Consider the following 26559-nt stretch of genomic DNA (forward strand, 5'->3'; position numbering starts at 1 on the left):
AAGCTAAGTGTCGGTTTTCCAAAAAAACAATACATCATATCATACTTTTGTATACTTGCAAAATCGGGATGCTCCCTGATGTTGTAGGAGTTGATTTGGGAGTCAAAGAGTTAGCTACACTTTCAACTGGCGTAGTATTTCCGAACCCAAAGCACTACAAAGCACATCTCGCAAAACTCAAGAGGTTGTCAAGGGTTCTTGCCAGAAAAGTCAAGGGTTCCGAGAATAGATACAAAGCCAAAATTCAATTAGCAAAGCATCACGCTAAGGTAGCAAATCTTAGAAAAAATACTCGGCATCAAATCACTACTTACTTATGCAAAAACCACGCAAAAATAGTAGTAGAAAATTTGAACGTTTCCGGGATGTTGGCAAATTATAAACTAGCTCAAGTAATAGCTGATTGTGGATTCCATGAATTCAAACGCCAGTTAGAGTACAAGGCTAAAAAGTTTGGCTGTGAAATAATCGTTGCCGACCGATGGTTCCCGTCGAGCAAGACCTGTTCAAACTGTGGACACATCCAAGATATGCCACTCAAAGAAAGGACTTATAACTGTGGAAGTTGTGGTCATTCGATGGACAGAGATTTAAACGCAGCAATTATGTTATCGCGGTTGGCTAAACCGTGAAAGCTTACTGAGGGATAACCGCTCCCATGCTCCCGATGAAGTAAGAAGCAAATGTCTAGACTTGTCTAGTATTTGTGTAGCAGAAATAGAAATTTTCCCAATCTCCTCATCTCCCGCTCTCCCGCTCTTCCGCTCCTCATCTCCTCATCTTTCAATCTCCTCATCTCCCGCTCTCCTCATCTCCCGCTCTCCTCATCTCCCGCTATCCCCCTCGCGGAGAGAATCTCCGCCGGATTTGGTATAAAGGGCTTCAATTCTTTTGGTTCGTACTGAGCCTTTTTTCTCTTGACAAGTAGATACACTTGTATATGCCTGGGGAAGGAACTTTTGCAGACATCTCGGCATCTCTATCCCTAAGTAAGTTATTTCTTAGGACATATGGTAATTTTGTCAAATCATTGTTACCTTTTGTAATATAGACTAAAGCCAGATGGGAAATCGGGCATCCCGAAACCAATGGTCGATCGCTGAAACAACTTACAAATCTGGTTAATCCAGGTGTTCAGTTTTAAGTCACCTTTACTTACAGAGGAGTCAAAGTCATGAGCCAACCAGCAGAATTGTCTTTGGAACAGCAATTTAGCCTGTGTTCCTTCAAAACACAGGTAAGTGACATGAGCCGCGAACAAGCTCAGGAGTTTTTGGTCAAGCTTTACGAGCAAATGATGCTACGAGAAACCATGTACCGGCATTTTCTGAAACACCACTGGGGTTTAGAACCTAACCCAGGCGTTGAATAACCAAGAGTCGCAGTCGGCGACCTCCGTCTCTTACTCTGTTCCCTCAAGCGGAAAGGAGTTGGGGGTGATGGGGCGTCACTCGAAGGCAGAAGCTAGAAGACCTGTATCGAGACTTGAGGAAAATTGGAAAGTTTCTTTGTGGATTTCACTCGAATTGGGGAGTCGAACTCAGCATTTTGTCGATCGACACCACTGGAGAGTGCAAAGATAATTTATCGCGTCTCAACTCGAAAATTGGACAACTATTAATAAAAAGTGTTAATTTTTTAACCACTTAAAAGTTTTAACAAATTCAATATATTTGTGTTTATTTGCAGCGGATGAGGTTTGACAACAATGGCGCTAGTCGGACATCTGAGCGCGACCTCCGACTAGCAAAACCTTCAGTTTTCACATCACAATCCCTAGAACTGGCAACTGTGGACTCTAGAAAGAGTTATTCCGGCTGACGTTCCAGAGTCGCCTCCATTGTACTGGTCAAGTAATGACCTGACATAATGCCGCTAGATTGGTAGTAGCGGTTCTCATCAACCCGGTGAAGGGTATCAAAACCCGTCCGCCGCTGGCGTTCGTCTCCCAATACCCAATAACGCTGGACGATCGACTGGGGAGCAATCCAACCTTCGCCCTCGACGCGGGCGAGTTCGCTGTGTTGGAGTACAAAAGTATACTGCCGTTCATCACTGTTGAGGTGTCCTCGGTACTGCAAAATAATCTCTTCGCGATCGCCTCCAGGAAATACGAGCTTTGTCACCATACTGAACCAATCTGTTCGGTTCCAGCTCACTAAAGTTTTGCCTTTAACCGTAATTGGCACGCCATTGCGCTCAATCCAGCTTCCTTCGAGCGTCCATTGGCCAGATTCCATTAAAAACGTGTGAGCCACAGTGCTGTTCCTATGCTTTTCCTGCTGGCTACAATGCTGGTGCAACAACGCACAGCCGTTGTCCCTCAGACTCTATGCTATCACGCCCAACTGTGCCAACAAGAGTTAATTTCTCCTAAAAGTACCGATGTCCGGGCACCAGTAACTTGAGGCAGATTGCCGGGAATGCCCCGAACCCGCCATGCGGCTAAAACCGCGAACGCGATCGCCTCTTTAAAATCTACATTCAAGCCTGCCTCAGAAGTAGTCAACACTTGCACTGGATGCAATTGAGATTGCAATCGGCGTTTTAAGTAGAGGTTGTGGCTGCCGCCCCCGCATAGTAAAACTCGATCGGGCATAGCCGGTAAAAAAGTTTGGTAACTGTGAACGATCGAGGCAACAGTCAGTTCTGTCAGAGTAGCCAGCACGTCAGCAGGACTGAGGTTGTAACCTTCGGCCTCGACCAAACACCTGTCAAAATAGTCTACACCAAATAGCTCTCGCCCCGTTGATTTCGGAGGTGCTTGGCGGAAGAACTCTGATGCGAGCCAATCCTCGACTAAAGCTTGACAGGGAGTGCCCGATGCCGCCCAAGCTCCACCTTCGTCGATCGTCTTAGTGCCACCTGAGAAGTGCTGTACTGCCAAATCTAACAGGGAATTCGCCGGGCCTGTATCCCAGCCCGATATGCCATCCCCAAGACTGAAAATCTCAGACTCGTCATTCTTTCCCCCTTTTCCCCTGGCCGGAAGATAGGTAACATTGCCAATTCCCCCTAGATTTTGGATGCAGAGGCTGATGTTGGGTTCCGCCAGCAGGCAGGCATCAACTATTGACACTAAGGGTGCTCCTTGACCCCCGGCCGCAATGTCTGCCGATCGAAAGTTACTCACCGTAGTAATTCCTGTCAATTCCGCAATTAGCGCGCCCCGCCCGATTTGCAAGCTGTAGCCCATTAACGCACCGGCGCTGTCTTTCTGGGCTTTCCCAGCAGGTCGGTGGTAGACGGTTTGACCGTGAGAGCCGATTAATTCGGCTTTATCATATTCTGCTTGAATTGTCAATGCCGCCGTCGCAAATTCTTGGGCGATGGCATCATCTAATTGGGCTAGTTCAGCCATTGACAAAGCTGAGCCACTGCAAACCGAGAGAATTTGCGATCGCAAATTAGCAGGATAAGGGAAAGTGTGGCCGGCCACCAATTGCACTTTCAAGTCTGTTTGGGAACCGACCACATCCACCAAAGCAGCATCAATGCCATCCACCGACGTGCCGCTGATCAAACCGATAACGCGGGTCATTCTATTTTAGATTTTAGATTTTAGATTTTAGATTGTTCAATTTTTCGATTTTTCGATTTTAGATGGTCGGGTGCGATCGGGCGATGAATATTATTTGAGGTCGATCGTCACGATCACCACAGTAATATTATCGCGTCCACCTTTATCCTTCGCTGCTTGAATTAAAGCATTTGCAGCGCCCTCGCAGGCGCGAATCGACTTCAGAGGCGAAGCTATCAAAGGATCGGAAAGTTCTTCAGTCAAGCCATCGCTGCAGAGCAGCAAGCGATCCCCAGGCTGCACGTCCACCGGCAAAATATCTATCTCCCGCAAATCATCGCGGCCCAAACACTGCGACAAAACGTGACGCCAAGGATGACTGCGAGCTTGGTCAGGAGTTAGGGCCTTTCTTTTCACAGCCTGAGCCACCCAAGTCTGGTCTTCAGTAATCTGTTCCAAGCGAGAGCCGTGCAGTCGGTACAAGCGAGAGTCCCCGATATTAGCGCACCAGGGTCGGCCCTCATCCCTAAACATGAGAACCACAGCCGTAGTTCCCATATCAGCACGCTCTGGGTGGTCGAGCTGATCCGTCAAAATTGCTTGATTGGCAATTAAAAAAGCCTTTTCCAACAACACCGGAGAATCCTCTGGCCCTTCCCAATGTTCGAGCAAATAAGATTGAATCGCCTGAGTCGCAATCCGGCTGGCTTCTTGACCTCCGGCGTGTCCTCCCATTCCATCGGCCACTATGAAAAATCGCCCGTCAGAGTCTATGTAGTACGAATCCTGATTTACGGAACGAACTAGCCCTGTGTCTGTCTTACCTGCGAAAGAGCGTTTCATAGATTGGGTGATTGGACTCATCGAACTTGAAAGCTTAATTTAATGGGGTGCGATTTTTTATTCCAAAACTTAAATCCCGAACGGGCTTGAAATTCTGCAGCCCGCGATCGCGAGTTTTGGAAAAATTGCACTTCCTTGACCTCATATTGTAGATCGTTTGACTTCCACCCCGACCGTCGCGGACGGGGATTCCCAAACCTCACGATTTGAATTTCTGCTTCTTCGCAACTGCCTCCACCCTAAAAGAGATTTGGTCTTATGTTCGCTCCACAGACTAACCCCGCAAGCCAGGCGGTTTTTACGTGTCGAATACCAAACGGAATTCTTCTTCGTTTTGATTCTAGGGATGTTTACCATTGCCCTATCCTCTTGAACCGGTCTACCGATTTTGCTTCGCCGCCAGCACCTCGGGCTGAACTTCGCTCGTATAGGCTGTTTGATCCATCGTCTCGGGTGGGTCGTTGACCAATTATATTGTAATATAAAGCCGTCCTAAAACGACGAGGTTTCTACCCAATTTTCTGATGATGGTAATCCCATCTTAAAATTTCGGTAAATCCAGTAAATTCAGCAGCACCTGCAAAAAAAAACTGGATTTCTACCCAAAATTAGAGGTTTGGCTGGCGATAAATCTAGGCAGCAAGCGGGTTTTTAGCCTCAAAGCGCGTAAATGTTGTAAATTTCAGCAATCTGTGGTCAGCCAGCCAAAACTTAACATTCCATGTCAAATTTTGGCTGGCGAGAAATCTCAAACCTGAAATTTCAAATCGCAAATTGCACAATTATGACATCCGGTCTAAACGATCGATCCGCTTGAACAAACGCATAAGAGCAAACCCTGCACCCGCAGCCAGCACGGCAACAGCGACAGCCGGCCAGACCTGATTGCTGACAAACAAAATTGTCGCCGACAAAGTAAAAGCACTCATCAGCAAAGCATAATTCGTGCCCATTTGAGCGCTGCTCATCCGGCGGAGCAAGCGTTCAGTTTCGGCAGAACGGACGCGAATCCGCAAATCTCCCTGTTCGAGTTTATCAATAGTCTCCTCAATCCGGCGGGGCAAACCCAAAGCACTCGAACTCACCTGAGCCGCCTGACGGCCGATTTCGTTAAAAATGCTGCTACTTGTATCATGGCCATTTCCATTAGTCATAAGCTGCATGGCAAAAGGTTGTGCCACCTCCATAAAGTTGAACTCGGGATCTAAACCTCGGCCCACCCCTTCGATGGTGGAAAAAGCTCGCATTACAAAAGTAAAAGTAGCTGGGAAGCGAAAAGGTTGATTGTAGGCAATATCGTAAAGGTCGTCGGTAATCGCGCTCACAGACTGATTTTCAAAAGGCTTGTCCATGAAGTTATCCAGCATATACTGGATGCTGCGGCGCACCGGACTCATATCACCCGTAGGCACCAAAGCTCCCAAATTGATCAGAGAATCCATAATCCGCTGTCCATCCTTGGAAGCAATGCCGTAGAGCGTCTCCATCAGTCCTTCGCGGACGTTCGACTGGATTTGCCCCATCATGCCAAAATCGTAGAAAATCAGACAACCGTCAGCACTAACTGCGATGTTGCCGGGGTGTGGGTCAGCGTGGAAAAAGCCGTCGTTGAGCAACTGGCGCAAATAAGCTTTTGCGCCCAACTGAGCGATTAATTTACGATCGATACCGGCCGCTTCCAAAGCTTCGTAGTGGCTGATTTTTATTCCTGGCAGGTATTCCAAAGTCAGCACTCGCGGAGCCGCGTACCGCCAATAAACCCTCGGCACCCGCACCCAGTCACAGTTGCTAAAATTGCGGCGAAAAGTATCAGCATTGCGGCCTTCATGGAGATAGTCAATTTCCAGCCACAGAATGCGACAGCATTCCTCATAAATCCCCATCCAATCTCGACCGCGGCCCCACTTAGGATGGTTTTGAAAGTAGCGGGCAATTCCCTTAAGAATTTGCAAATCGATCTCGAACAGTTTCCGCAGTCCCGGTCGCTGCACCTTGACAACCACTTCCGGGCCCGAATGCAGTTGAGCTTTGTGTACCTGACCCAGACTGGCAGCAGCCAGGGGCACCGGGTCAAAGCTGCGGTAGAGTTCTTGAACAGTCTTGCCCAAGTCTTGCTCGACAATTACCTCTAACTGCTCGTAGCTGAAAGCAGGCACTTTATCTTGCAGCTTAGAAAGTTCCTCGACAAACTCTGCGGGGAACAAGTCGGCGCGGGTGGAAAATAATTGGCCGACTTTAATGAAAGTTGGCCCCAAATCCAAGAGTGTTTCTCGAACCCAGATAGCTTGAAAGCGGCGTCTGGCAACTTTCTTTTCTTCAGTCACGCCTCCCCAGTAGCTCCAATTTTTGCTGTCGAGCCAGAGGGAAGCCAGCCAGAGCAAGACAAAGGCCCAAATGTCGAAGAAGCGCCGCTTCCGGGAGTATTTTTCGCGATTCCAGCGATAAGCTTTACTTTTGTAGGATTTACTAGGAGTTTTTTGCTCATCGGCTTCGCCAGTGTGCTTGGGGGAGCGCTGGCGATTAACAGAGTCATCAAGGAGAGCAGACACTTGGGTTCCCAAATTGCTTATTTTATGTTGTTGCTTTGATTGAAAGTAGGAGCGCAGGAGCGCAAAGCAGTGCGCTCACGTTGTAAATAATAGTTGTGGTCGAGTCGATCGCTAGGGCAAACTGCTGCGGTAACGCTGCAATTCCGATCGCACCAGAGCCACTTCGGCGCGCAGCTCATCAATAGTCGCTTGCAAATCTGCAGGATGGATGTCTTGAATGGTGGTGGTGCTTGCAGTGCCAGTTCTGGTCTGCATCGCCTCATCCGAAGCTCGATTTGCCCGTTCCACAACTCGATCGGTGAACTGCCGCAGGCGTTCTCTTTGTTCTGCGTCAAATTTGCCGAGTTCAGAGAAAGCGTTGGTGGCCGCGCTTTCTAATTGCTCGTACAGTGCTTCGGCAAGTGCTCTGCCTACAAAAAAAGCATGAACTGGGGGTTTACTCATAAAAAATATTCGGTAAGTGGGAAACTCAGAGTCTTTAGACCTGAGAGGAAAACGACTCGGCGGTTTCAACCGCCTTGAATCCCCTTTCGGGGTTAGAGGGGTATGGTTGCCCCTCCAATGGAGATACAGTTGTCTCCTTCCTCCCTTGCGGGGTAATGTTCGCCTCGACCTGGTTATAAAGGCTTGTTAGACCTGCAACACTGTTTCAGTGACTTTAAAACTGTTTAATTGCAGATGACAGAGCGGAAAACTGGCGTCGCACTCTCCGGTGTCGTGACCTGAATAACGCCTCCTCCTGAGAGGGGTCTGGTCAGAACAGCTTGTAATTTCTTACAAGCTCAGTGGCTTTAGCCCTGAGTTCCTGACAAAAAATCTCTGTGCGCTTCCGCAACAAATTATAACTTGCTTGTCCCCGATGATGCTTGCTCCCAAAGGAAGGAATTTTGGGGGAATTGACACTCCCACCCCGAGTGTCGGAGATGGGATTCTTGAGATTTAGAACAGTCTAACGCGCCACGGCGTAGCCCTAAAGCGTCGCTTACACTGGCTCAAATTCGAGGTTGGGGTTGCTTTGTACCAAAATGTTTGCAGCTTGGCAGTATTAATACGCGACATCACACCACCTCAGCGCCGCGCACATATTCTAACATAATTTAAATCCAAATAGAAAACAGTCCTGCAATTTTTTGCGGGCATTTAGATTGCCGAGGGAATAGGAAATATTCGATAAACTCAGACGGCGACTGTTGGGATTTTCAGATTCGACGGAAGTTTTTGGAAGATAGTCGTTGGCTAGGTAGGGCCTTATTATCTCAACTACTGAGCGGATATTTGCTGACTCATAAAACCAAGTATTTGTCCGCACTTTTAACCAACAAAAACCATACTAATTTGTCGCAGGTTCGGGAAAAGGCATTGTGGGATCTGCAACAGGGGGTGGTGAATCAGGTGCGATCGAACTATCTGAATAGTTGTCACTGCCGCTTGGTATTGCAGGCTCAGGCGATCGCTCGATCGGCGAGGCTATTACTGGTGACGGGGATTCCGACGACGGCCAGGTTTCAGCGCTAGCACTCTCAGGGGCAGGTGGGGCGGGTGCGGCGGGCGGTTCTGGAGGCAGGGGCGCAACTTCCGGTACCGGTGCGGCTTCTGGTTCGGGCTCTGGCTCGATTTCGGTTTGAGGCTCTGGAATGAGGGACTCAGAAGGCTCCTCTGCGGGTTCTGGCGCCGGGGATGGCTCAGATTCCGCTTCGGGATCTGGGGCGGGAGTTTCCTCGTTTGGAGACTCAGAAAGTTCGGCGCTAGTTTCTGAGGACTCGATTTGTTCGGGAATGTTGCTGCTGTCTAAGGGGGGTTTGGGGAGCTTGTTGAGTTCGATGGGGTAGAGAGGGGTGCTTTCGACAGACGGCTGTCCGAACATCGGCTCTGATAAATCGCGGGATTTGAGCAAATCTTCGAGAGATGGGAAGGATTCAATTTTGGGACTATTACTGAGACTGGTGCTGTTGTAGTGCGATGCTAGGTCAAAACCCATCCAGCCTGCAATTGCAGCCGTTACCACAAATGCCACAAAAGTCAACTGCGGCGGGGGAGGTGCGGGCAATCTTAGACTTTGCTTGCCTTTTCTTTTTACTGATACTCGCTCTGTTTCTTGCAGCATGGTGAGCCAATTTTCCACTGTCTGAGGGCGGTTGTGGGGGTCGATTTCGAGTCCCTGAAGGATGGCTCGCTCGATTCCTGGGCTGAGGTTGGGCTGAAATTGCCGTAAGTCAGTCAAGGGAATGCGATCGCGCAGGGGTGCTGCTACGGGCGCCACGCCGGAGAGTAAGTAGTAGAGGGTGGCGGAGATCGCGTAGATGTCAGTGGCCGATGTACATTTACCGTCATGGAGGTATTGTTCGATCGGCGCGTACCCAGGGGAGAGCAAGTTGGTGTGGGTTTGCTTGGTGCCGGCGGTAAAGCCGCGGGCAATTCCGAAATCTATTAACATTACTACGTGAGAATCGGCTCGCCGGATAATATTTTCTGGCTTGATATCTCCGTGCAGCAATCCGCTGTGGTGAACTGTACTTAAGGCTGAGGCTATTTGCCGAATATAGTGCAGGGCCTGGGCTTCTGGGAGCGGCCCATCGGTTTCGACTATTTGGGCGAGAGTTTGGCCCGGAATGTAGTCCATTGCAATAAAAGACTGTCCGGCTTCTTCAAAAAAGTCGATTACCCTGACTATGTTGGGATGCTGACACCGCGATCGGTGTTGGGCTTCGGCAATAAACTGCTGCTGAAATTGGGCAGATTCTGGGTGTTGGCGCAGACTTTCGTTGAGGGTTTTGAGTACGACGGTTTGGTTTAAATGGGTGTGGATAGCTCGGTAAGTGATGCCGAACCCTCCTATGCCTAAAGTGGCGTTAATTGTGTATTTGCCCTGTTGCAGGACTGTTGCTGGCGCTAAGTTCATCTTCAGTTGATGCCGTTTCCCAAACTATGCTACCGCCTTTGGGTTATTTCGCAGAGTTAGGGGTGAGGTTCGATCGATCGGCACCCTAGTTTGAGCTTTAGCTCTGCTATATCTTTAATCTTGGCATCCCCACGTCATTTTATCTGTAGTAGCGTGAAACTTCACGCTCCGGCTTTCCAATAATAAAAATCCCGCTCTTGTGGAACGGGAAAGCCATCAGGGTGCATCTATAATGATCAGACTCTAACTTATGGGGGGTACAACCCCTCATTGCTTTAGCAAGTCTTTAAAATTAGCCGATTTTTGTAAAAATTTAGGTTTTATGTTGACTTATGAGCAATCTTATGAGCACTAAGATTGCCGGATGGCGATCTTGAGCTTGGGGAATTGACACTCTCACGTCTGATGTTGCTCCCAGAGTCAAACATTACAGACCAGATTACCTTTTTGGCTCAGATGAAGTTCAGGCGAGCGGCATAAAATAACAAAGAGGCATCGTATCGGGCTTAATCTTGAGACTGCACATGGCTCAAACCTTGTAAATAAAAAGGCTGTAAGCATTCTCCCGACATTTGTAGCCCACAGCCATCAATGCTTCAATCGCTGTTCGCGTTACACAGCAAGGCCTGGAGGCAAGCTCAAGTTCCCCCCTTCGGGGAACTTGAGCTTAAGTTGTCACCAATGGGGTCTTCCTAGTAACGAGAAGCGATCGATTAGCAATTAGCAGCAATTAGTAATTACTTATTCTTTGGTTTGAAAATGTCTGTTAAACAATCACATTACGAGACTTTACTAGCAGAGTACAGCGAATCTTCTGCCGCGATCGCCCTGCTGAAAAAATATCGGGTTTACATGGAAATGATTCCGAGTATCCGCCGCGCCCATGAGAGTTTAATCACAATTCCTTTGCCAATTGCGCGCTTGCGGGACGGGGTCTCTTATGCCGGAAGCAGCGGCACTAGCATATCGCCCGGACAGGCAGTTTGTTTGCCCTGCGATTTGGCGATTTTGATGTGCGATCCTGAATGGAAAGTTAAAATTGGAGTGGAAATTTTGATTTTCATTCATCGTCCGGGCGAAGAGTTTTCTGAGTTGCTTGGCCGCTGGCGGCAGTCTCAGGTTTGGCTGGATAAAGGTTACGAATGGGTGATGCCACAGCGCTACAGACATATTTACAGCGATGAAGCTGAGGCTGTTCATCCGCTATTTGTTTTGTTTGAGGAAACGCCGGAACTGATTCAACGGGGTTTGATGGCGGCTGGTTTGCCGTTTGTGGTGGAAAGTTTCGAGTCTGGGAGTGAGGAAGTAGAGGAGGAAGAGTTTCTCGGTAGCGGGGAACTGGGAAGTATTGGTGAAGAGAGTTTTGATTTGTAGCCTTCGCAATGAGCCGTTTTTGGCAGCCCGCTAGAAAGTCAGTGTAATAGCTCTGACTTTCAATATTTTAAGGCATCAGAAATTACACTGACATCCTATTTAACTTGACTTACTAATTTTGAATTACTCTCTCAGTCTTCTAAATCTAGAGATAATCTCAGCTCCTGTGCAATCAGCTTGTCTTCTTTTCGATCAAGTATTCTCCACTTTTCTTCACTGAGATTGGGATCCTTCAGTCTCTCTCTCAAGTCTCGCAATTCTTCTTTTACATTCTCATGCCATTCCTGTCTTTCCTTTTCATTCATTGGTGATACTTTTTAATAATTTTCTTAGTCGATTCTAGCATTAGTAAATGGATTTGGGTACTAACCGCAGGTGTGGATCACCGAACCTGTACTAATAGGTACTAATTTATAAAGACCCGGAAACGCTCGATTTAGCAGTTAAAAACGTTTTAGAATGGTTTGATCGAAATGCTGCATGAAGTTGAGCTGCCTCAGTTTATTCGCAGCCGCATGACTTTTGCCTATTGAGTCGCGGCGGGTTGACAAATACCCCCTCCATCCCGCCGTAAAGGTTTTGTATTTATTGACGCGGACTTGATTTTAGCTGTTAGCTGAAAATTGCGATCTGATTTCGGTGATAGTGAATAAATTGTGAATGCCTTTTTTGTGCAGCATTGCATCGGCTTCGAGATAGCCTCTAGCGGGTCAGCAAACGTTGGCTTTCATGCTGGTTGCGTCACCTAAAGTAAAGGTGTGAGTTGAGATTTTGCCCTGGAACATGATATCATCAGCGTGTTCTATTTGGTTTGTTAATTTAATGGAATTTGATTTTAATATATAATTTACTAAATGAACCGCAGAGAACGCAGAGACCACAGAGGGGAGAGAAAGAGCAAATTAGAATTTATTGATATGAGTATAATTTACTATTAAACGGGAGCTATTGAGATGAGATTGTTAAAATCTTGGCGTTTATTTTTATTAGGTCTAGTTTTTGGGATGGCTGTAATTTTATCAAATTGCAGCACCACCTCAAACACGGTTAGCAATAATTCTTCAACTCCGACAACTCCTGCTCCGGTTCCGGCTGGGGCTTTAGTTTACGGTGCGGGCGGGCCGCCGATCAACCTGGAACCGGGAAATATTACTGATGGCAATTCGGTGATTGTTATCGACCAAATTTACAATCGATTGACTGATTTCAAACCGGGAACTGTGGAAGTTGAGCCGAGTCTCGCTACTGAATGGTCAAGTTCTAAAGATGGTAAAACTTGGACTTTTAAGTTGCGTTCCGGGGTAAAGTTTCACGACGGTACGGATTTTGACGCGGAAGCTGTTAAGTTTAATGTGGATCGCTGGTGGGATGCCAAAAATCCTAACGGTTTTCGAGAAGCGGGCAAGACTTATCCGATTTGGAAAAATTTATTTGGCGGGTTTAAGGGAGAAAAAGATTCTTTAGTAAAAGATGTGGCGGTTGTTGATAAGTCTACAATTAAATTTGTTTTGAATCGACCTTTTGCGGCTTTTCCCTCGGCGATAGGTTCCGCTTATTTCGGGATGGCGAGTCCGGCGGCGGTGAAAAAAGCGGGTGCTAAGTACGGCACTCCGGGGTCGCTGGCGGTGGGTACGGGGCCTTTTGTGTTTCAGGAATGGCGATCGGGCGATCGCATTGTTTTGGAGAAAAATCCGAGTTATTGGAAAACTGGGACGCCAAAAGTCAATCAATTGGTAGTTCGTTTTGTTGATGATCCGGCGGCGAGACTGGCTCAGTTGCGAGCAGGACAACTTGATTTTACTGTGGATTTAACGCCGGATCAACTGCAAGAAGTTCAAGGAGATCCTAATTTAGAAGCTGTTGTGCGACCTTCTTTTAATGTCGGTTATTTAGGGTTAAATCCGAGTTACGAACCTTTGTCAAAACCGGAAGTCAGGCGGGCGATCGCCCAAACAATTAACAAGCCCGCCATAGTCCAAGCTTTCTGGGGAGAACTCGGAAAACATGATTCGCAATTTCTTCCGCCTGCGCTGAATTGGGCGGTGTCCGATCAAGTTAAAGATTATGAATTTAACCCGCAGCAAGCTAAAGCAATGCTGGCGAAAGCTGGTTATCCGAACGGTTTTGATTTGGATTTGTGGTATATGCCGGTCAGCCGTCCCTATTTTCCCACGCCGAAGCCGATCGCTGAGGCTTTGGCGGCGGATTTGAGCGCGATCGGGATTCGGGTAAAATTGCTGACAAAGGATTGGTCTGCTTATTTAGCCGATCGGCTTAAACCTCCCGGCTTTCAAGCTTTTATGTTGGGTTGGACGGGCGATTATGGCGATCCAGACAATTTTTATTATCCTCACTTCGGGCCGGGTTCGACGGCGGATTTGGGAAATTGGAAAAATCCGAAAGTTCTGGAACTTTTGGATCGGGGGAGGGCGAGTGGGGATAAAGCAGCTAGGGCGAAAATTTATGCGGAAGTTAGCCAGATTTTGCATGGGGAAGCTGTGCGTTTGCCGATCGTACATTCGCAGCCACTTTTAGGGAAACGCAAGAATATTCAAGGTTGGATTCCGAGTCCTTTGGGGTCTGAGTCTTTTGAGGATGTTAGTCATTAGTCAGCAGTCATTAGTCATTAGTCATTGTATTAAATATTATTTGTAAAATCCGCCCCAAAAATGTTAGACTAGACAAAATTCTCAGTTAAATGCTCCCAGAGAACTATGCAACTTACTGAAGAGCGATACTACTCGATCGAGGAATATCTAGCATTAGAAGAGGCTGCTGACTGCAAAAGCGAATACATTGATGGTGAAATATTTCCTATGGCAGGTGGCTCTACCAATCATAATCGGATTGCTGGCAATTTCTATGCCGCGTTAAATTTTGCTTTCAAAACAGAGGATTATGATGTTTTCATGAGTGATGTCCGCTTGTGGATACCCAAGAAGCGCATCTATACCTATCCCGATGTGATGGTAGTGATTGGAAAGCCGGAGTATTATAATAACCGCACGGATACGATTACCAATCCCAGAGTAATTATTGAGGTTTTGTCAGCTTCAACTAAAGGATACGATCGCAGTAAAAAATTTGAAGGATACCGCACAATTCCCACTGTTGAGGAATACTTATTGCTCGACCAAACTCGGAGATATATCGAACATTTTTCTAAGAGGGATAATAAACGATGGTCGTTTGCTGAGTACAATGAATTGGATGAGGCGCTCGCGCTCGCTTCAATACCGTTTCAAATTTCAATAGCAGATATATACAACAAAGTCAAGTTTGAGCAGGTAGATGCAGAAACAACACCAGAAGTCGGAGAGGTTTAAGTTCTGTTCCTAAAAGAAGTAGCGAACCACTTGCGCTATGTCTAATTAAAACAAATGATTAATTATATTGCTAAACGCTTGCTGGGACTATTGCCAGTCCTTTTCGGAATCACTCTGCTAGTATTTATATTTTTGCATTTGATACCAGGAGATCCAGCTACAGTGCTTTTGGGAGAACGGGGAACTCCCGAACAGGTGGAAATTTTGAGAGCGAGATTAGGTTTGAATCAGCCTTTGCCTTTGCAATATTTAGTGTTTTTATGGAGTTTGCTGCGCTTGGATTTGGGAAATAGTATTATTAGCGGTATTCCCATAATTGATGAAATTACAAGTCGCTGGCCTGCTACTTTTGAACTGTCTGTGGTGGCGATGTTGGTGGCACTTATTATTGGAATTCCGGCGGGGATTTTGGCGGCTGTTCGGAAAAATAGCTGGCTGGACAATCTCGCTATGAGTGGTTCGTTAATTGGCGTATCTTTGCCAGTGTATTGGTTGGGATTGATGTTGATTTATTTGTTTGCTGTTTATCTGAAATGGCTGCCTCCTAGCGGGCGAATTAGTGTAGATTTGGGGTTTGGTTTTAAGTCGATTACGGGTGTTTATGTTTTGGATTCTTTGCTGAGGTGGGATTTGGCGGCTTTGCGGGATGCGATCGCCCATTTAATCTTGCCAGCTTTGACTTTAGGAACTATTCCTCTGGCGATTATAGCTCGCATCACTCGTTCTGCGATGCTGGAAGTGCTTTCTCAAGATTACATCCGTACTGCTAGGGCGAAGGGATTGCCGGAATATTGGGTGATTTTGAAACACGCTTTGAAAAATGCGTTTTTGCCGATCGTCACAACTATCGGTTTGCAGTTCGGCACTCTTTTAGGCGGCGCTATTCTGACTGAAACGATTTTCTCGTGGCCGGGAATTGGTTCTTGGATTTATAGCGGTATTCTGACGCGGGATTACCCAATTGTCCAAGGAGGAGTAATTTTTGTGTCTGTGACTTTTGTACTGATTAATCTGGCGGTTGATATTTCCTATGCTTTTTTCGATCCGAGAATTCAGTACCGTTAATTTAAAGGAAATCAGACACGAAATGCTTGTTTAACATCCGGCCGCAAGAGGTAGTAAATGCTAGCCACAGCAAAACCCAGAGTTAAAAAATTGACTGCTGTACCGCCGCTGCCAAACATTTTGGCAATTTGCGCGAGGGTGGCGATGATATGGACAATTAACGTTCCCGTCCAAGCCCAATTTTTGAGTTGAAACAAACCCCAAGTTAAGAGTAAGGAGAGGAGGCCTAAAATAAAACTGATTCCCGCAAAAATTGCAATGAAGCCCCCGATTACAGTGCCAACTTTCGCCCCGCCGACAGCCGCACCGATACCGCCAAAAATGCCAGCAAAAAGTAAGATGAACAAGCCGTCAAGGAGGCTGAAGACGCCGCTAATTAGCTGCAATATTGCCAAAACTGTTACGCTTTGAGGACGATTCATTGTTTTTATTTTCCATTTTTAACGGATTTGAAAAATATTTTAACCTGTTGTGGGCACAGGGCGGATATGTATTCAGGACTTACGCACCGCTAACCGTGAAACCGGGTTTATGAGAATTAAGTGTGTCCATACTGTGTCGTTACGAGCTTAGCACTGGCAGATCCCGCTGCGATAGCTAACACGAGTCCGCAATGACGTACTGTAGTCGATCGCCCGCTGCCAGATCCGCCTTTGTTGCTGCTCAGGCGCGCGCCCCGATCTCCCAAAAATGATATTATTTATTAAAATATATTTTCTTTTGCCAGCAGCCAGGAGCGATTTTGTTTAGATCCACCTCTTTTGGCTGAAAAAACTTAACATTTTTTAATAACTTGCAAAGATTAGCTATAATTGTTTACAGGTGCTGGTTGGGGAACTTTTTATAAATCACCCGATCGGATGAGTCTGAAAGACGATGCCAAGCATCAGCAAAAATTTTACCTTTAAGGTAATCCTGAGATTAAATTAGGTGAGTCGGTATGATCGTTAGCCCTAAAAAGGAAACTGCTCAGGTCAAGGTGGAAGATACTCAGACTGTAGACACCAATCAGACTGTAGACACCAAGGCCGCAGAGACCAAAATTGCAGATAAAAAAACCGCCCAAAAGCAGTCTCCGAAGAAACCCGCGCGCAAACCGCAGCGGTGGGCGATTGGGTTGGTTGCAGCCGGGTTGCTAGCTGTACCGACCACAATATATATAGCAAAAAGTCGATCGCAGCCGAAAGTAGATGCGATCGCCACTATGACAGTGCCGGTGGAGGCGCAAAACCTCACGGTGCGGATCACGTCGAGCGGCACCGTGCAGCCCGTACAGCGCGTGAATCTCAGCCCTAAAGGCTCCGGCCGGATCGCAGAATTATTTGTCGAACAGGGCGATAAAGTCGAAGCAGGACAAATCGTGGCCCGCATGGAAAGCCGCGATGTAGAAGCTCAACTCGCTCAAGCTAAAGCCCGCGAAGCTAGCGTGCGAGCTAGACTCGCCAAAATTGAAGCCGGGAATCGATCGGAAGACATCGCCAGCGCCCGAGCGCGCTTAGATCAAGCCGAAGCCAGTCTCGCGCAAGCCCAAGCCGGCAGCCGCGTTGAAGAAGTGGCAGGAGCCAGAGCCCGCTTGCAGCAAACTCAAGCTGGCTTGCAACGACTGCGAGCCGGCAGCCGTGTTGAAGAAGTCAGCCAAGGGCGAGCTCGTTTAGCCCAAGCTCAAGCTCGTTTAGCAGACGCTCAAACTGGTAGTGTCAAACAAGAAATTGCCCAAGCACAAACGCAAATTGACTCGAGTAAAGCCCAAGCCGAACTAACAGCTCAACGGGTGGAACGCAACCGACCTTTAGTTGAAGAAGGTGCTCTGGCTAAAGATAAACTGGATGAATTAATTAAAGAAAATCGCACTGCCCAAGCTAAATTAATAGAATCTCAAAGACGCCTGCAACAACTACAAGAAAGTCGGGAGTCGCAAATTAAGCAACTGCAAGCTGCTGTGCAAGTCGAGCAGCAAGCATTGAACCAATTGCAAAACGGCACGCGATCGGAAGAAATTGCCAGAGCTGAAGCAGAAGTTGCCGAAGCTAGAAGCAAATTAGCGCAGCTAGAAAACGGCAACCGTCCAGAAGAAATCGCCAAAGCCGAAGCAGCAGTTGCTGAAGCCAAAAGCCAATTGGCGGCACAAGAAAACGGTTCTCGCCCGGAAGAAATAGCTCAAGCTCAAGCTGAATTAGAGGAAGCTCAAGCTCAAGTCCGCTTTCAAGAAGTGCAGTTAGAAGATACGAAAGTTCGCGCTCCTTTTGCTGGAATTATTACCCAAAGATACGCCATTCAAGGAGCTTTTGTAACTCCGGCCACTTCGGCATCGGAAGCTACTTCGGCAACTTCGACATCGATTGTCGCTCTAGCTAGAGATGTGGAGGTTTTGGCGAAAGTCCCGGAGGCTGATATCAGTCAAATTAAATCGGGTCAAGAAGTTGAAATAGTGGCTGATGCTTATCCAGATAAAGTGTTTAAAGGTCGCGTTAAATTAATTGCGCCGGAAGCTGTTAAGGAACGGGATGTGACGCTATTTCAAGTGCGAGTTGCCATTGATACGGGCAAGGATTTCTTGCAATCGGGGATGAATGTAGATTTGAGATTTGTTGGTCAAAAGCTGAGCAATGCTTTAGTTGTGCCGACGGTGGCAATTGTGACTAATAAAGGTCAAACTGGTGTGCTGGTTCCTGATGAGAAACAACAGCCGCAGTTTAAGCCTGTTACGGTTGGATCGACTATTGGCAACAAGATTCAGATTTTGGAGGGTGCAAAAGCGGGCGATCGCGTTTTTACCGAACTTCCTCAAGGTAAAAAGCTGGAGGATATTATCAAGAATCAGAAATAGGGCATGGGGCATAGGGCATGGGGTATTATTTATCTCGATCGCTCTAGGGTGTTTTCTTTCCCCGGAGATCCCCCCTAACCCCCCTTAAGAAGGGGGGGACAAGAGCAGTCAAAGTCCCTCTTAACAAGGGGGGACAAGAGTATTCAAAGTCAACCCCTACTCCCCTTATTAAGGGGGATTTAGGGGGATCGAGACTCGGCTACAAGCGAGTTTATTATGGGTTTAAATATTAAGTTGACACCAATAATCCCAATCCCAAATCCCAAATCCCAAATCTAAAATCTAAAATCGAATAATCCAATCCCAAATCTAAAATCTAAAATCTAAAATCTAAAATCGAATAATCCCCAATCGAAAATCTAAAATCTAAAATCTAAAATCGAATTATGGATATTGTTGAAAGCGTCAAAATGGCTGTCACAACTTTGATGGCAAACAAGCTTCGCAGCACCTTGACGATGTTAGGAATTATCATCGGCAATGCTTCTGTCATTTCGATGATCGGTATCGGCGAAGGAGCTCAAACATTTATCGAAGGACAGGTTAACTCTCTGGGTTCAAACTTGCTATTTATTATTCCCGGAAGTCCTGAAGCACAAAGCCGCCCGGTGATTCCGCCCCAGACTTTAGTAGTGGAAGATGCAGAGGCGATCGCATCTCAAGTTGCTTCTGTCGAAGAAGTCGCACCAACTCTCAATGATAGTCAACTCGTTACCTACCGCAACAAAAATGTCTCATCTTCCATTGTCGGAACTACTCCCGAATTTCTGACCGTCAGAAGCTTTGATGTTGCCCAAGGTCGTTTTTTAAACAAATTAGATTTAGAAAGACAAGAAAATGTGGTTGCTTTAGGTTCAGAAGCAGCCGAACAATTGTTTGGTAATACACAGCCAATTGGTCAATACATCCGCATCAAAAATTCGAGTTTTCAAGTGATTGGTGTCATGCAGTCTAAAGGCTCAAGTTTTGGCGACAATCAAGATATGAATGTTTATTTGCCACTAACAACAATGGCAAATAGAATCGTAGGTCGCTCGTCTCCCTACGGTACAAAAGTAACATTTATTTCGGTTTCCATTAAAGATGAAAGTATGATGCAAGCTGCCCAATTTCAAATAGAAAATTTGCTCAGATTGCGTCATAAAATTACTAAAGAGGATGATTTTACTGTTCGCAACCAGAAAGATTTAATGAATACTTTGGGCAGTATTACTGGTGCTTTGACGTTGATGTTGGCTTTTGTGGCGGCAATTTCGCTGTTTGTAGGCGGCATCGGGATTATGAATATCATGCTGGTTTCTGTTACCGAACGCACGAAGGAAATTGGATTGAGAAAGGCGATCGGAGCTTCTCAGCAGGATATCCTGATTCAGTTTATGATAGAGTCTGTGATTTTGTCAGCAGCAGGCGGGGCGATCGGCACTGGATTCGGTATCGGCGGTGTGCTTTTAGTAGCTGCTTTTACTCCCCTGCAAGCTAGTGTTTCCCCAATGGCGATCGCACTTGCAGTCGGTGTTTCCGGCAGTATCGGCTTATTTTTCGGCATCGTACCTGCAAAACAAGCTGCTAAACTCGACCCGATTGTGGCATTGAGAAGTGCTTAAGAAGTCAGTAGTCAGTAGTCAGTAGTCATTGGTTATTTGTTGGTTTCAATTACCAATGCCCGATGCCCGATGCCCGATGCGCGATGCCCGATGCCCAATTCTAAATTTCCAATTCCCAATTCCCAAATTATGAATTTTATTGAAAGCGTCAAAATGGCCGGTCAAACGCTACTAGCCAACAAAACTCGCAGCAGTTTAACAATGATCGGGATGATTGTCGGCAATGCCTCAGTAATTGCGATGATTGGAATTGGAGAAGGAGCTCAAAAATTTGTAGCAGGACAAGTTCAATCCCTGGGTACAAATGTATTAATCGTGAGGCCTGGAGTTCCCAACGCGAGGCGAAGTACCATCTCAAGTGCGCCTCAAACTCTCGTACTGCCAGATGCAAAGGCGATCGCAACTCAAGTCCCATCCGTTCAAGGCGTGTCAGCAGAACTTAACAGTTCCGAAATAGTTCGCTACAGCAACAAAAATGTTTCGTCTCTAATTTTTGGCACAATTCCAGAGTTTCTAGAAGTTAGAAGCTTTGAAATGGCAAAAGGGCGGTTTTTGACCGAACTTGATGTTAAGCAAAGTAACCAAGTTGTAGTGCTCGGTTCAGAATTGGCCGAGAAACTTTTTGGCAATACAAATCCCTTGGGCGAACAAGTGCGGATCAAAAATGTCAGCGTCAAAGTAATTGGAGTATTGGCGCCCAAAGGCACATCTTTTGGTACGAATTTTGATAATTCCGCCGCTGTGCCGATCACCACAATGGCCAATCGCATAGTCGGGCGCACATCTCCCTACGGTTTGGCTGTCACATCGATATTTATTTCGATTAAAGATGAATCGCAAATGGACGCGGCGCAATTTCAGGTGGAAAACCTGCTGAGATTGCGGCACAAAATTACTACCGAAGATGATTTTACTGTCAGAAATCAGAAAGATTTAATGGCAAGAATGGGGGCCATTTCCGGCGCTTTGACTCTGATGTTAACTGCTGTTGCCAGCATTTCCCTATTAGTCGGCGGAATTGGGATTATGAACATTATGCTTGTGTCCGTTAGCGAACGCACTCAGGAAATTGGGCTCAGAAAGGCGATCGGCGCATCCCAACAAGACATCTTATTTCAATTTATTGTCGAAGCTGTAATTTTATCCGCTGCCGGAGGGATAGTCGGTACTTGCGTAGGTGTCGGCGGTATCTTGCTTGTAGGTAATTTCACGCCTTTGCAAGCTGGAATATCACCCGTGGCGATCGCCCTGGCTGTCAGTGTATCCGGTGCAGTAGGCCTCTTCTTCGGCGTTGTCCCCGCCCGCCAAGCCGCCAAACTAGACCCGATCGCAGCTTTGAGGAGTGCTTAATAAATATTTACTTACTCAGTTACACAATCCGCGCCTTTTATGCTGGTAAAAAGTATCTTGCTCTAAATATAAAAAAACTGTTTTTTTTGTGAAAAATTAGCAACCTTGCAGTATCTGAGTCAGTTTTAATGTCTGTATATTTACGGATATTCAAAGCGCAAAACTTCATAAAAAGCCCGTTAAATTTTAAATAAAGCTTGGTTGTGACGTTTACGTCTCAACCAGAAAGTTTAATATTATTAAATAAGGGGTAAACACACCTAAGCATCTACAGATGGTACGAACCTTTGCGCTTTAATCAAAATATCCAATAAATAAACATGGCATCCCTGACCCCCAGTCCTAACTTTGACTATCTTGAAGGAACCATCCAACCAGACAGATTTAACGCCTTGGATGGCAACGACATAATTTATGCCAACAGCGGAGACGACTATCTCGAAGGCGATGTCGGCAAAGACAAAATCTGTGGCGACCAAGGTAACGATACGATTTTTGGTGGTGCAGACGACGACATCCTCTGGGGGGGCAAAGGCAGCGACCTAATTAGTGGCGATTCCGGCAACGATCTCATCTACGGTGGCGCAGGCAGCGATACCATGAGTGGTGGCACAGGCGATGATATATTTGCCATTGCTAAAGGCAGCGGTGGCCCAACTGTAGTCACAGCCGACTACATCGCCGACTTCGGCAACGGGAATGACAAAATTCGATTGCTAGACGGCCTGGGCTTTGAAGATTTAAACATCCAGCAAGGCACCGGCGCTAACAGCAACAGCACCATAATTCAAGACAAACTCACGGGCGAGTATGTAGTAGTATTGCCGGGAGTCAACAGCAACACAATCAACCGCGACCAATTCACCAATCAGCTATCGGGAAACCCTGTCATTGAGTGGAACGGAGTCATGCTGAATGCAGTGCGGACAGACAGTACCGCGCCTCCCCTCGCCTCCCGCAACATGGCAATGGTTCACGCAGCCATTCACGATGCTGTTAACTCGATCAGCAAAAAATACAGCCCTTACCGGGTCAACATAGATGCACCAGCAGGCACATCAGCAGAAGCTGCCACAGCCGCAGCAGCCCACGGCGTCTTAGTCAGCGTCTACCCAGCGCAAGCAGCCACATTCAACGAAGTATACGCATCGTCTTTAGCTAAAATTACCGACGGCAAAGCTAAAGAAGACGGGATTGCCCTCGGACAGCAAGTTGCTGACCAAATTATCAGTTCGCGGAATACAGACGGCATCGCCAAAGTAGTGGAGTACAACCCCTCAAGCAACCTTGGCAGTTGGGTGCCGACTCCCCCCGCCCTTGCCGCCCCGCTGGCACCACAGTGGGGAGAAGTTACTCCCTTTGCGATGACTAGCGGTTCTCAGTTCCGCCCGGCTGCCCCGCCCGCCCTTGACAGCGCGCAGTACGCAGAGGAAGTTAACTACGTCCAAGAAATCGGCAAAAGTGACAGTCTTACGCGCACCCCAGACCAAACTGTGATCGCAAAATTCTGGGCCAACGGCGCTGGGACGTTTACGCCTCCGGGCCACTGGAATCAAATCGCCGAAGAAACAGCGACTCTCACTGGTCAATCCTTAGAAGATAGCGCCCGCTTATTCGCCCTGCTGAATATTGCTCTCGCCGATGCAGCTATTAGTTGCTGGGATGCCAAGTACCAGTACAATTTATGGCGGCCGCTGACAGCTATCCGCCAAGCTGACACAGACAACAACCCCAACACGACAGCCGACCCCCTGTGGACGCCTCTGCTAACTACTCCGCCGTTCCCTGAGTATACCTCGGGCCACAGTACCTTTAGTGGTGCCGCTGATCCTGTTATGAGTGCTGTATTTGGTTCAGATTACGGCTTTGCCGATCGAGGCGATCCATCTGTCAACACTTTGCGAACCTATCAAAACTTCAGCGAAGCGGCCGACGAATCGGGTATAAGTCGAATTTACGGAGGGATTCATTTCATGAGTGCTAACGTAAATGGTTTGAGTGCGGGTAGAAATCTGGGGAATTATGTTCTCCAGAATTTCTTAACAGCCTAGGAAAGTTGGGACGGGTTTACGAGATTGCTGAGATGTTGCACCATTTTCAATAATCTTTTTAGGAACAGGCAAGATGCCTGTTCCACAAGAAATCAACTCTTTGTGGAACAGGCATCTTGCCTGTTCCTAATTATTCCAGCAGTTCTACAGTGCCGAGATACCCATCTACTCGCACTTTTTGACCGTCTCGGAAGCGAGTTGTAGCCTCAGCAATATTCATAACTGCGGGAATTTTGTACTCGCGAGCGATTATTGCTCCGTGAGATAGTTGGCCGCCAACTTCGGCGATAATTGCTGTTGCTCCTAATAGCAGCGGTGCCCAACCTGCATCGGTGTAAGGAACTACTGCGATCGCATTTTCTCCTAAATCCGTGCTCGCAGTGCGGCAAATCTTGACAAAGCCTTCGACACTACCAATACTTGCTGGAATTCCCTGGATGATATTAGTTTCCGATGTTGCGGAGTCGATCGCCCTTCTGTGAGAATTTGGCAGCAAATTGCCGTATACAACAGGGGGAATCGGGCGATCGCGATCGGCTACCAGGCGATCGCGCCTTTCCCTAATTGTATCCTGAAAAGAAACACTCGCGCCGCTGCGAATCCACTGCTGAATTTCCCCAAATTCCAGATAAAAAATATCCCCGTTTTCCTGAAACACCTGCATTCCCAACCCGCAAGCTTCAATCTCCAAAAAAGTCCACCGTAAATGAGCCAACAACCGCGCGTAAATTTCGCTAATTTCGTTTTTGACGATCGCTCTTTCCTGACATTTATCTAGTCGCCACTTCTGCCCAAAAGTCAATCCTAATTTCCGCTTTTCGACTAAATTAGTTTCGGCTTTTTGAGCCATATTTATTAGCAGTTTTTGGTAAACTTCCGGTTGTTCTCGCCAAGTAGGAACAGCGATATCCGTTCCCACCTCGCTCAAATATCCGTAAATATCAAGCCACTTTTCAAAGTCTCCTTGTAAAGCCGGACTTGCCGCAAATGTCTGTGCTAAATGTGCGACTGAAACAGTTTCGTCAGACTGCGAAACAGCAGCTTGCCGCAATTTCTGAGCCAACTGCTGCAAAGCTCGCACAGAAGCAATTTCAGGAGCGGTGTCATTAGCCAGCCAATCATCATTAACGCGAAAAATTGCCTTGCGAATAGCCAGCCCGATCGGCCCTAATATATTGTAGTAAGTAATCGGTTTCAGCCACTCCTGAATTTGCTCCGCTCTCTCCAACAATTCCGTTAAATCCGTTGCCGAACTTCCTTCTTCCTTCTCCAGACTTTGCAGTGCCGGGAGGAAAATAGAAGTATGATCGCCCTTAAATTCTGCATTCAGCGCCCTCTCCCGCTGCACCAAACGCCACAAACCAGGCAAAGAAGGCAAAATCTTCCCCAAAGGCGGCTTGCCCATTTTTTGCCCTCTCAGCAAAAATTCCAAACCCTGCTCTGGCAATCCCATCATCCGAAAGATTTCGCCCAACAAAGTCGCATTAAAATAGGCGTGAGAACCGAGCAAAGTTGCCGTTTCATTAAAGTTTAAGCCACGGGCGCGATCGCCCAAAACCACCTTGAAAATCTCCCCCCAAACCCCGCAAGTCAGCGGCCGATTAATCGACCAAGTTAGCGGGCGAATTGCACCGGGAATCACTTCTGCTGCAATAGTGCGCGTCCAAAAAGGCTGCAAATTAGTAATTGGGCGACTTTGCAAAATCCACACTTTTTCCCCGTCCCAACTCCACTCAATATCCTGCGGAATTCCGTGAAAAAATGCTTCAATTGCTTGCGCTTGTTTCACCAATTCTGCTAAAATCGGTGGAGAAATAATTGAATTTTCTTGGATTTCAGTTAATTTTTTTTCTAAGGATTCAGGTTTACTAAAATCAATTTCTAAATGAACCGGAGTACATTGGCCGCCAACGACAGATTCTGCTCCTCCCGGTAATGCTTCTATAATTACCTGGGAACCGCCATCTAAAGGATTGCGACTGAACATGACTCCCGCAAACTGGCTGTCAATATAAGGCTGAATTAATACAGCTATTTGGGTGTCGGGCAATTGTCGCTGTCGGCGGTAAGCAACGGCTTCGGAAGTCCAATAAGACTGGCGGCAGCGATTAATGCCGTCGAGCAATTCTGCTTCAGTGAAAACAGGGCCAATAGTTTGATATTGTCCGGCGGCAGAACTCGTATCGCCATCTTCTCCCGCAGCAGAAGAACGCACAATCATTCGATTTTGGATTTTGGATTTTAGATTTTCGATTAAAGAATTAGGAATTGACAATTCCTCACTATTTCCTCGATGCCCGATGCCCGATGCCCGATGCCCGATGCCCGCTTCTTGTGATAATATCCAACCAGAGGGTACATTAAAACCTGCGCGTTTGAGTTGAGACAATTTAGCAGCTTTATCGCCGCAGATTGCAGCATCTAACGAGTCATCAAGAGAAAACAATTGTTCTGATTTAGATAAAGCCATATCGTCACCTTGACTGAAATTAATTGCTGCTAACAACAAAGCTAATCCTGCTGCTGCTAAAAATTCGGGCATTGATTGTCGCCACACCCAAACCCAGATAGGAGTACACAGACATCCGCAACGGGAAGCAAATAGTCTCGCCCGATCGCCCTCACCCCACCACCGCTGTGCCAAACCCCACACCAGCAGCCCCCAAATGCCCGATGATACAGCCACCGGCGGCGAAAATACCAAAAGACCCCAAACAGCGTTGGTCACACCTCCACCTCGGGCGATCGCATATCTGCCCGCCACTAGAGGAATTAACAGGGCGATCGCGATCGCCGGTGCATCCGGGAAGCAAAATCGCCCCGCCAACACCGGCAGAATACCCCTGGCAATTTCCGCCAACACCGCCGCAATTCCCGCTAATTTCCCCCCGTGAATGAAAGCAGCCGACACCCCCACATTCCCCGTGCCCAGCGCCCTCAAATCTCGGCGGGTAAAGACTCGTACCGCCCATCCCGTTAGCGGTAAAGCACCCAGGCTGAAACTAGCAGCAAACAGCAATGCTATTGTCCCCAACGGCATAAAATCAGCTCTCCTATTTTCAACCTCTAAACATTATGACGGCAATTATGTCAATTTTTCTGTCTTCCGATATATCAACCAAACGGCATTAACACTTAAGATAATGTAAAA

At 47.2% G+C, this 26559-nt stretch carries 19 protein-coding genes; 10 read left to right on the forward strand and 9 right to left on the reverse strand.

The genetic code is table 11. The features are described from left to right. Nucleotides 1–632: RNA-guided endonuclease TnpB family protein (locus QT987_RS15145; RefSeq protein WP_333241399.1), on the forward strand; the 632-nt coding region annotated here is incomplete at its 5' end. Between the two features lie 542 nt (nucleotides 633–1174). Beyond that, the gene (locus QT987_RS15150; RefSeq protein ID WP_006635253.1) at nucleotides 1175–1372 is read left to right on the forward strand and encodes an NblA/ycf18 family protein; all 198 of its coding nucleotides are present in this window, start codon (nucleotides 1175–1177) and stop codon (nucleotides 1370–1372) included. A 436-nt stretch (nucleotides 1373–1808) separates the two neighbouring features. On the opposite strand, the gene QT987_RS15155 is transcribed toward QT987_RS15150, so the two are convergent. From QT987_RS15155 to QT987_RS15180, 6 genes are all read right to left on the reverse strand, one after another. Continuing rightward, on the reverse strand, nucleotides 1809–2240 hold the full coding sequence (locus QT987_RS15155) for a hypothetical protein (protein ID WP_445243021.1): 432 nt from the start codon (nucleotides 2238–2240) through the stop codon (nucleotides 1809–1811). Nucleotides 2241–2338: 98 nt separating this feature from the next. Continuing rightward, on the reverse strand, nucleotides 2339–3541 hold the full coding sequence (locus tag QT987_RS15160; RefSeq protein ID WP_333241402.1) for an anhydro-N-acetylmuramic acid kinase: 1203 nt from the start codon (nucleotides 3539–3541) through the stop codon (nucleotides 2339–2341). Nucleotides 3542–3631: 90 nt separating this feature from the next. Then, on the reverse strand, nucleotides 3632–4363 hold the full coding sequence (locus tag QT987_RS15165) for a PP2C family serine/threonine-protein phosphatase (RefSeq protein WP_333224993.1): 732 nt from the start codon (nucleotides 4361–4363) through the stop codon (nucleotides 3632–3634). 782 nt (nucleotides 4364–5145) lie between these two features. Next, a complete protein-coding gene (locus QT987_RS15170) occupies nucleotides 5146–6912 on the reverse strand; it encodes an AarF/ABC1/UbiB kinase family protein (RefSeq protein ID WP_333234158.1) in 1767 nt (588 codons plus the stop codon). 111 nt (nucleotides 6913–7023) lie between these two features. After that, entirely contained in the window at nucleotides 7024–7356 is a 333-nt protein-coding gene (locus tag QT987_RS15175; RefSeq protein WP_190660406.1) for a DUF6825 family protein, read from the reverse strand. Between the two features lie 886 nt (nucleotides 7357–8242). Beyond that, complete coding sequence (locus QT987_RS15180; RefSeq protein ID WP_333241408.1) at nucleotides 8243–9811, reverse strand: serine/threonine-protein kinase; 1569 nt, start codon at nucleotides 9809–9811, stop codon at nucleotides 8243–8245. 759 nt (nucleotides 9812–10570) lie between these two features. Between QT987_RS15180 and QT987_RS15185 the strand changes: the two genes are divergently transcribed. Next, a complete protein-coding gene (locus QT987_RS15185) occupies nucleotides 10571–11185 on the forward strand; it encodes a hypothetical protein (protein WP_333042238.1) in 615 nt (204 codons plus the stop codon). Between the two features lie 131 nt (nucleotides 11186–11316). Here the strand turns inward: QT987_RS15185 and QT987_RS15190 are convergent, their stop codons facing one another. Continuing rightward, nucleotides 11317–11490: a hypothetical protein gene (locus QT987_RS15190; RefSeq protein ID WP_333241411.1), complete on the reverse strand. Its 174-nt coding sequence runs from the start codon at nucleotides 11488–11490 to the stop codon at nucleotides 11317–11319. Nucleotides 11491–12138: 648 nt separating this feature from the next. On the opposite strand from QT987_RS15190, the gene QT987_RS15200 reads away from it, so the two are divergent. The 3 genes from QT987_RS15200 to QT987_RS15210 all read left to right on the forward strand — a co-directional run bounded on the left by QT987_RS15200 (nucleotide 12139) and on the right by QT987_RS15210 (nucleotide 15576). Continuing rightward, nucleotides 12139–13794: an ABC transporter substrate-binding protein gene (locus tag QT987_RS15200; protein ID WP_333241415.1), complete on the forward strand. Its 1656-nt coding sequence runs from the start codon at nucleotides 12139–12141 to the stop codon at nucleotides 13792–13794. 105 nt (nucleotides 13795–13899) lie between these two features. Continuing rightward, the gene (locus QT987_RS15205) at nucleotides 13900–14511 is read left to right on the forward strand and encodes a Uma2 family endonuclease (RefSeq protein WP_333241417.1); all 612 of its coding nucleotides are present in this window, start codon (nucleotides 13900–13902) and stop codon (nucleotides 14509–14511) included. A gap of 54 nt (nucleotides 14512–14565) precedes the next feature. Next, nucleotides 14566–15576 carry an ABC transporter permease gene (locus QT987_RS15210; protein WP_333241420.1) on the forward strand — a complete coding sequence of 337 codons (1011 nt, stop codon included), beginning with the start codon at nucleotides 14566–14568 and terminating at the stop codon, nucleotides 15574–15576. An 11-nt stretch (nucleotides 15577–15587) separates the two neighbouring features. On the opposite strand, the gene QT987_RS15215 is transcribed toward QT987_RS15210, so the two are convergent. Beyond that, entirely contained in the window at nucleotides 15588–15998 is a 411-nt protein-coding gene (locus QT987_RS15215; protein WP_333241423.1) for a hypothetical protein, read from the reverse strand. 518 nt (nucleotides 15999–16516) lie between these two features. On the opposite strand from QT987_RS15215, the gene QT987_RS15220 reads away from it, so the two are divergent. From QT987_RS15220 to QT987_RS15235, 4 genes are all read left to right on the forward strand, one after another. After that, the gene (locus tag QT987_RS15220) at nucleotides 16517–18403 is read left to right on the forward strand and encodes an efflux RND transporter periplasmic adaptor subunit (RefSeq protein WP_333241426.1); all 1887 of its coding nucleotides are present in this window, start codon (nucleotides 16517–16519) and stop codon (nucleotides 18401–18403) included. Nucleotides 18404–18789: 386 nt separating this feature from the next. Next, a complete protein-coding gene (locus tag QT987_RS15225) occupies nucleotides 18790–20007 on the forward strand; it encodes an ABC transporter permease (protein ID WP_333241428.1) in 1218 nt (405 codons plus the stop codon). Between the two features lie 129 nt (nucleotides 20008–20136). Next, nucleotides 20137–21357, forward strand: a complete 1221-nt coding sequence (locus QT987_RS15230) for an ABC transporter permease (protein ID WP_333241486.1) — start codon at nucleotides 20137–20139, stop codon at nucleotides 21355–21357. A gap of 320 nt (nucleotides 21358–21677) precedes the next feature. Next, complete coding sequence (locus QT987_RS15235) at nucleotides 21678–23408, forward strand: chemotaxis protein CheB (protein WP_333241431.1); 1731 nt, start codon at nucleotides 21678–21680, stop codon at nucleotides 23406–23408. Between the two features lie 130 nt (nucleotides 23409–23538). Here the strand turns inward: QT987_RS15235 and QT987_RS15240 are convergent, their stop codons facing one another. Further along, a complete protein-coding gene (locus QT987_RS15240; protein WP_333241434.1) occupies nucleotides 23539–26448 on the reverse strand; it encodes a glycerol-3-phosphate acyltransferase in 2910 nt (969 codons plus the stop codon). Nucleotides 26449–26559: the final 111 nt, after the last annotated feature.

It is taken from the genome of Microcoleus sp. SVA1B4 (assembly GCF_036700545.1).
Lineage (GTDB): Bacteria > Cyanobacteriota > Cyanobacteriia > Cyanobacteriales > Microcoleaceae > Microcoleus.

Bases quoted from the DNA above. Each gene is read 5' to 3' on its own strand.
- QT987_RS15150 (WP_006635253.1), top strand. From the start codon at position 1,175: ATGAGCCAACCAGCAGAATTGTCTTTGGAACAGCAATTTAGCCTGTGT.
- QT987_RS15155 (WP_445243021.1), bottom strand. From the start codon at position 2,240: ATGGAATCTGGCCAATGGACGCTCGAAGGAAGCTGGATTGAGCGCAAT.
- QT987_RS15160 (WP_333241402.1), bottom strand. From the start codon at position 3,541: ATGACCCGCGTTATCGGTTTGATCAGCGGCACGTCGGTGGATGGCATT.
- QT987_RS15165 (WP_333224993.1), bottom strand. From the start codon at position 4,363: ATGAAACGCTCTTTCGCAGGTAAGACAGACACAGGGCTAGTTCGTTCC.
- QT987_RS15175 (WP_190660406.1), bottom strand. From the start codon at position 7,356: ATGAGTAAACCCCCAGTTCATGCTTTTTTTGTAGGCAGAGCACTTGCC.
- QT987_RS15180 (WP_333241408.1), bottom strand. From the start codon at position 9,811: ATGAACTTAGCGCCAGCAACAGTCCTGCAACAGGGCAAATACACAATT.
- QT987_RS15185 (WP_333042238.1), top strand. From the start codon at position 10,571: ATGTCTGTTAAACAATCACATTACGAGACTTTACTAGCAGAGTACAGC.
- QT987_RS15190 (WP_333241411.1), bottom strand. From the start codon at position 11,490: ATGAATGAAAAGGAAAGACAGGAATGGCATGAGAATGTAAAAGAAGAA.
- QT987_RS15200 (WP_333241415.1), top strand. From the start codon at position 12,139: ATGAGATTGTTAAAATCTTGGCGTTTATTTTTATTAGGTCTAGTTTTT.
- QT987_RS15205 (WP_333241417.1), top strand. From the start codon at position 13,900: ATGCAACTTACTGAAGAGCGATACTACTCGATCGAGGAATATCTAGCA.
- QT987_RS15210 (WP_333241420.1), top strand. From the start codon at position 14,566: ATGATTAATTATATTGCTAAACGCTTGCTGGGACTATTGCCAGTCCTT.
- QT987_RS15215 (WP_333241423.1), bottom strand. From the start codon at position 15,998: ATGAATCGTCCTCAAAGCGTAACAGTTTTGGCAATATTGCAGCTAATT.
- QT987_RS15220 (WP_333241426.1), top strand. From the start codon at position 16,517: ATGATCGTTAGCCCTAAAAAGGAAACTGCTCAGGTCAAGGTGGAAGAT.
- QT987_RS15225 (WP_333241428.1), top strand. From the start codon at position 18,790: ATGGATATTGTTGAAAGCGTCAAAATGGCTGTCACAACTTTGATGGCA.
- QT987_RS15230 (WP_333241486.1), top strand. From the start codon at position 20,137: ATGAATTTTATTGAAAGCGTCAAAATGGCCGGTCAAACGCTACTAGCC.
- QT987_RS15235 (WP_333241431.1), top strand. From the start codon at position 21,678: ATGGCATCCCTGACCCCCAGTCCTAACTTTGACTATCTTGAAGGAACC.
- QT987_RS15240 (WP_333241434.1), bottom strand. From the start codon at position 26,448: ATGCCGTTGGGGACAATAGCATTGCTGTTTGCTGCTAGTTTCAGCCTG.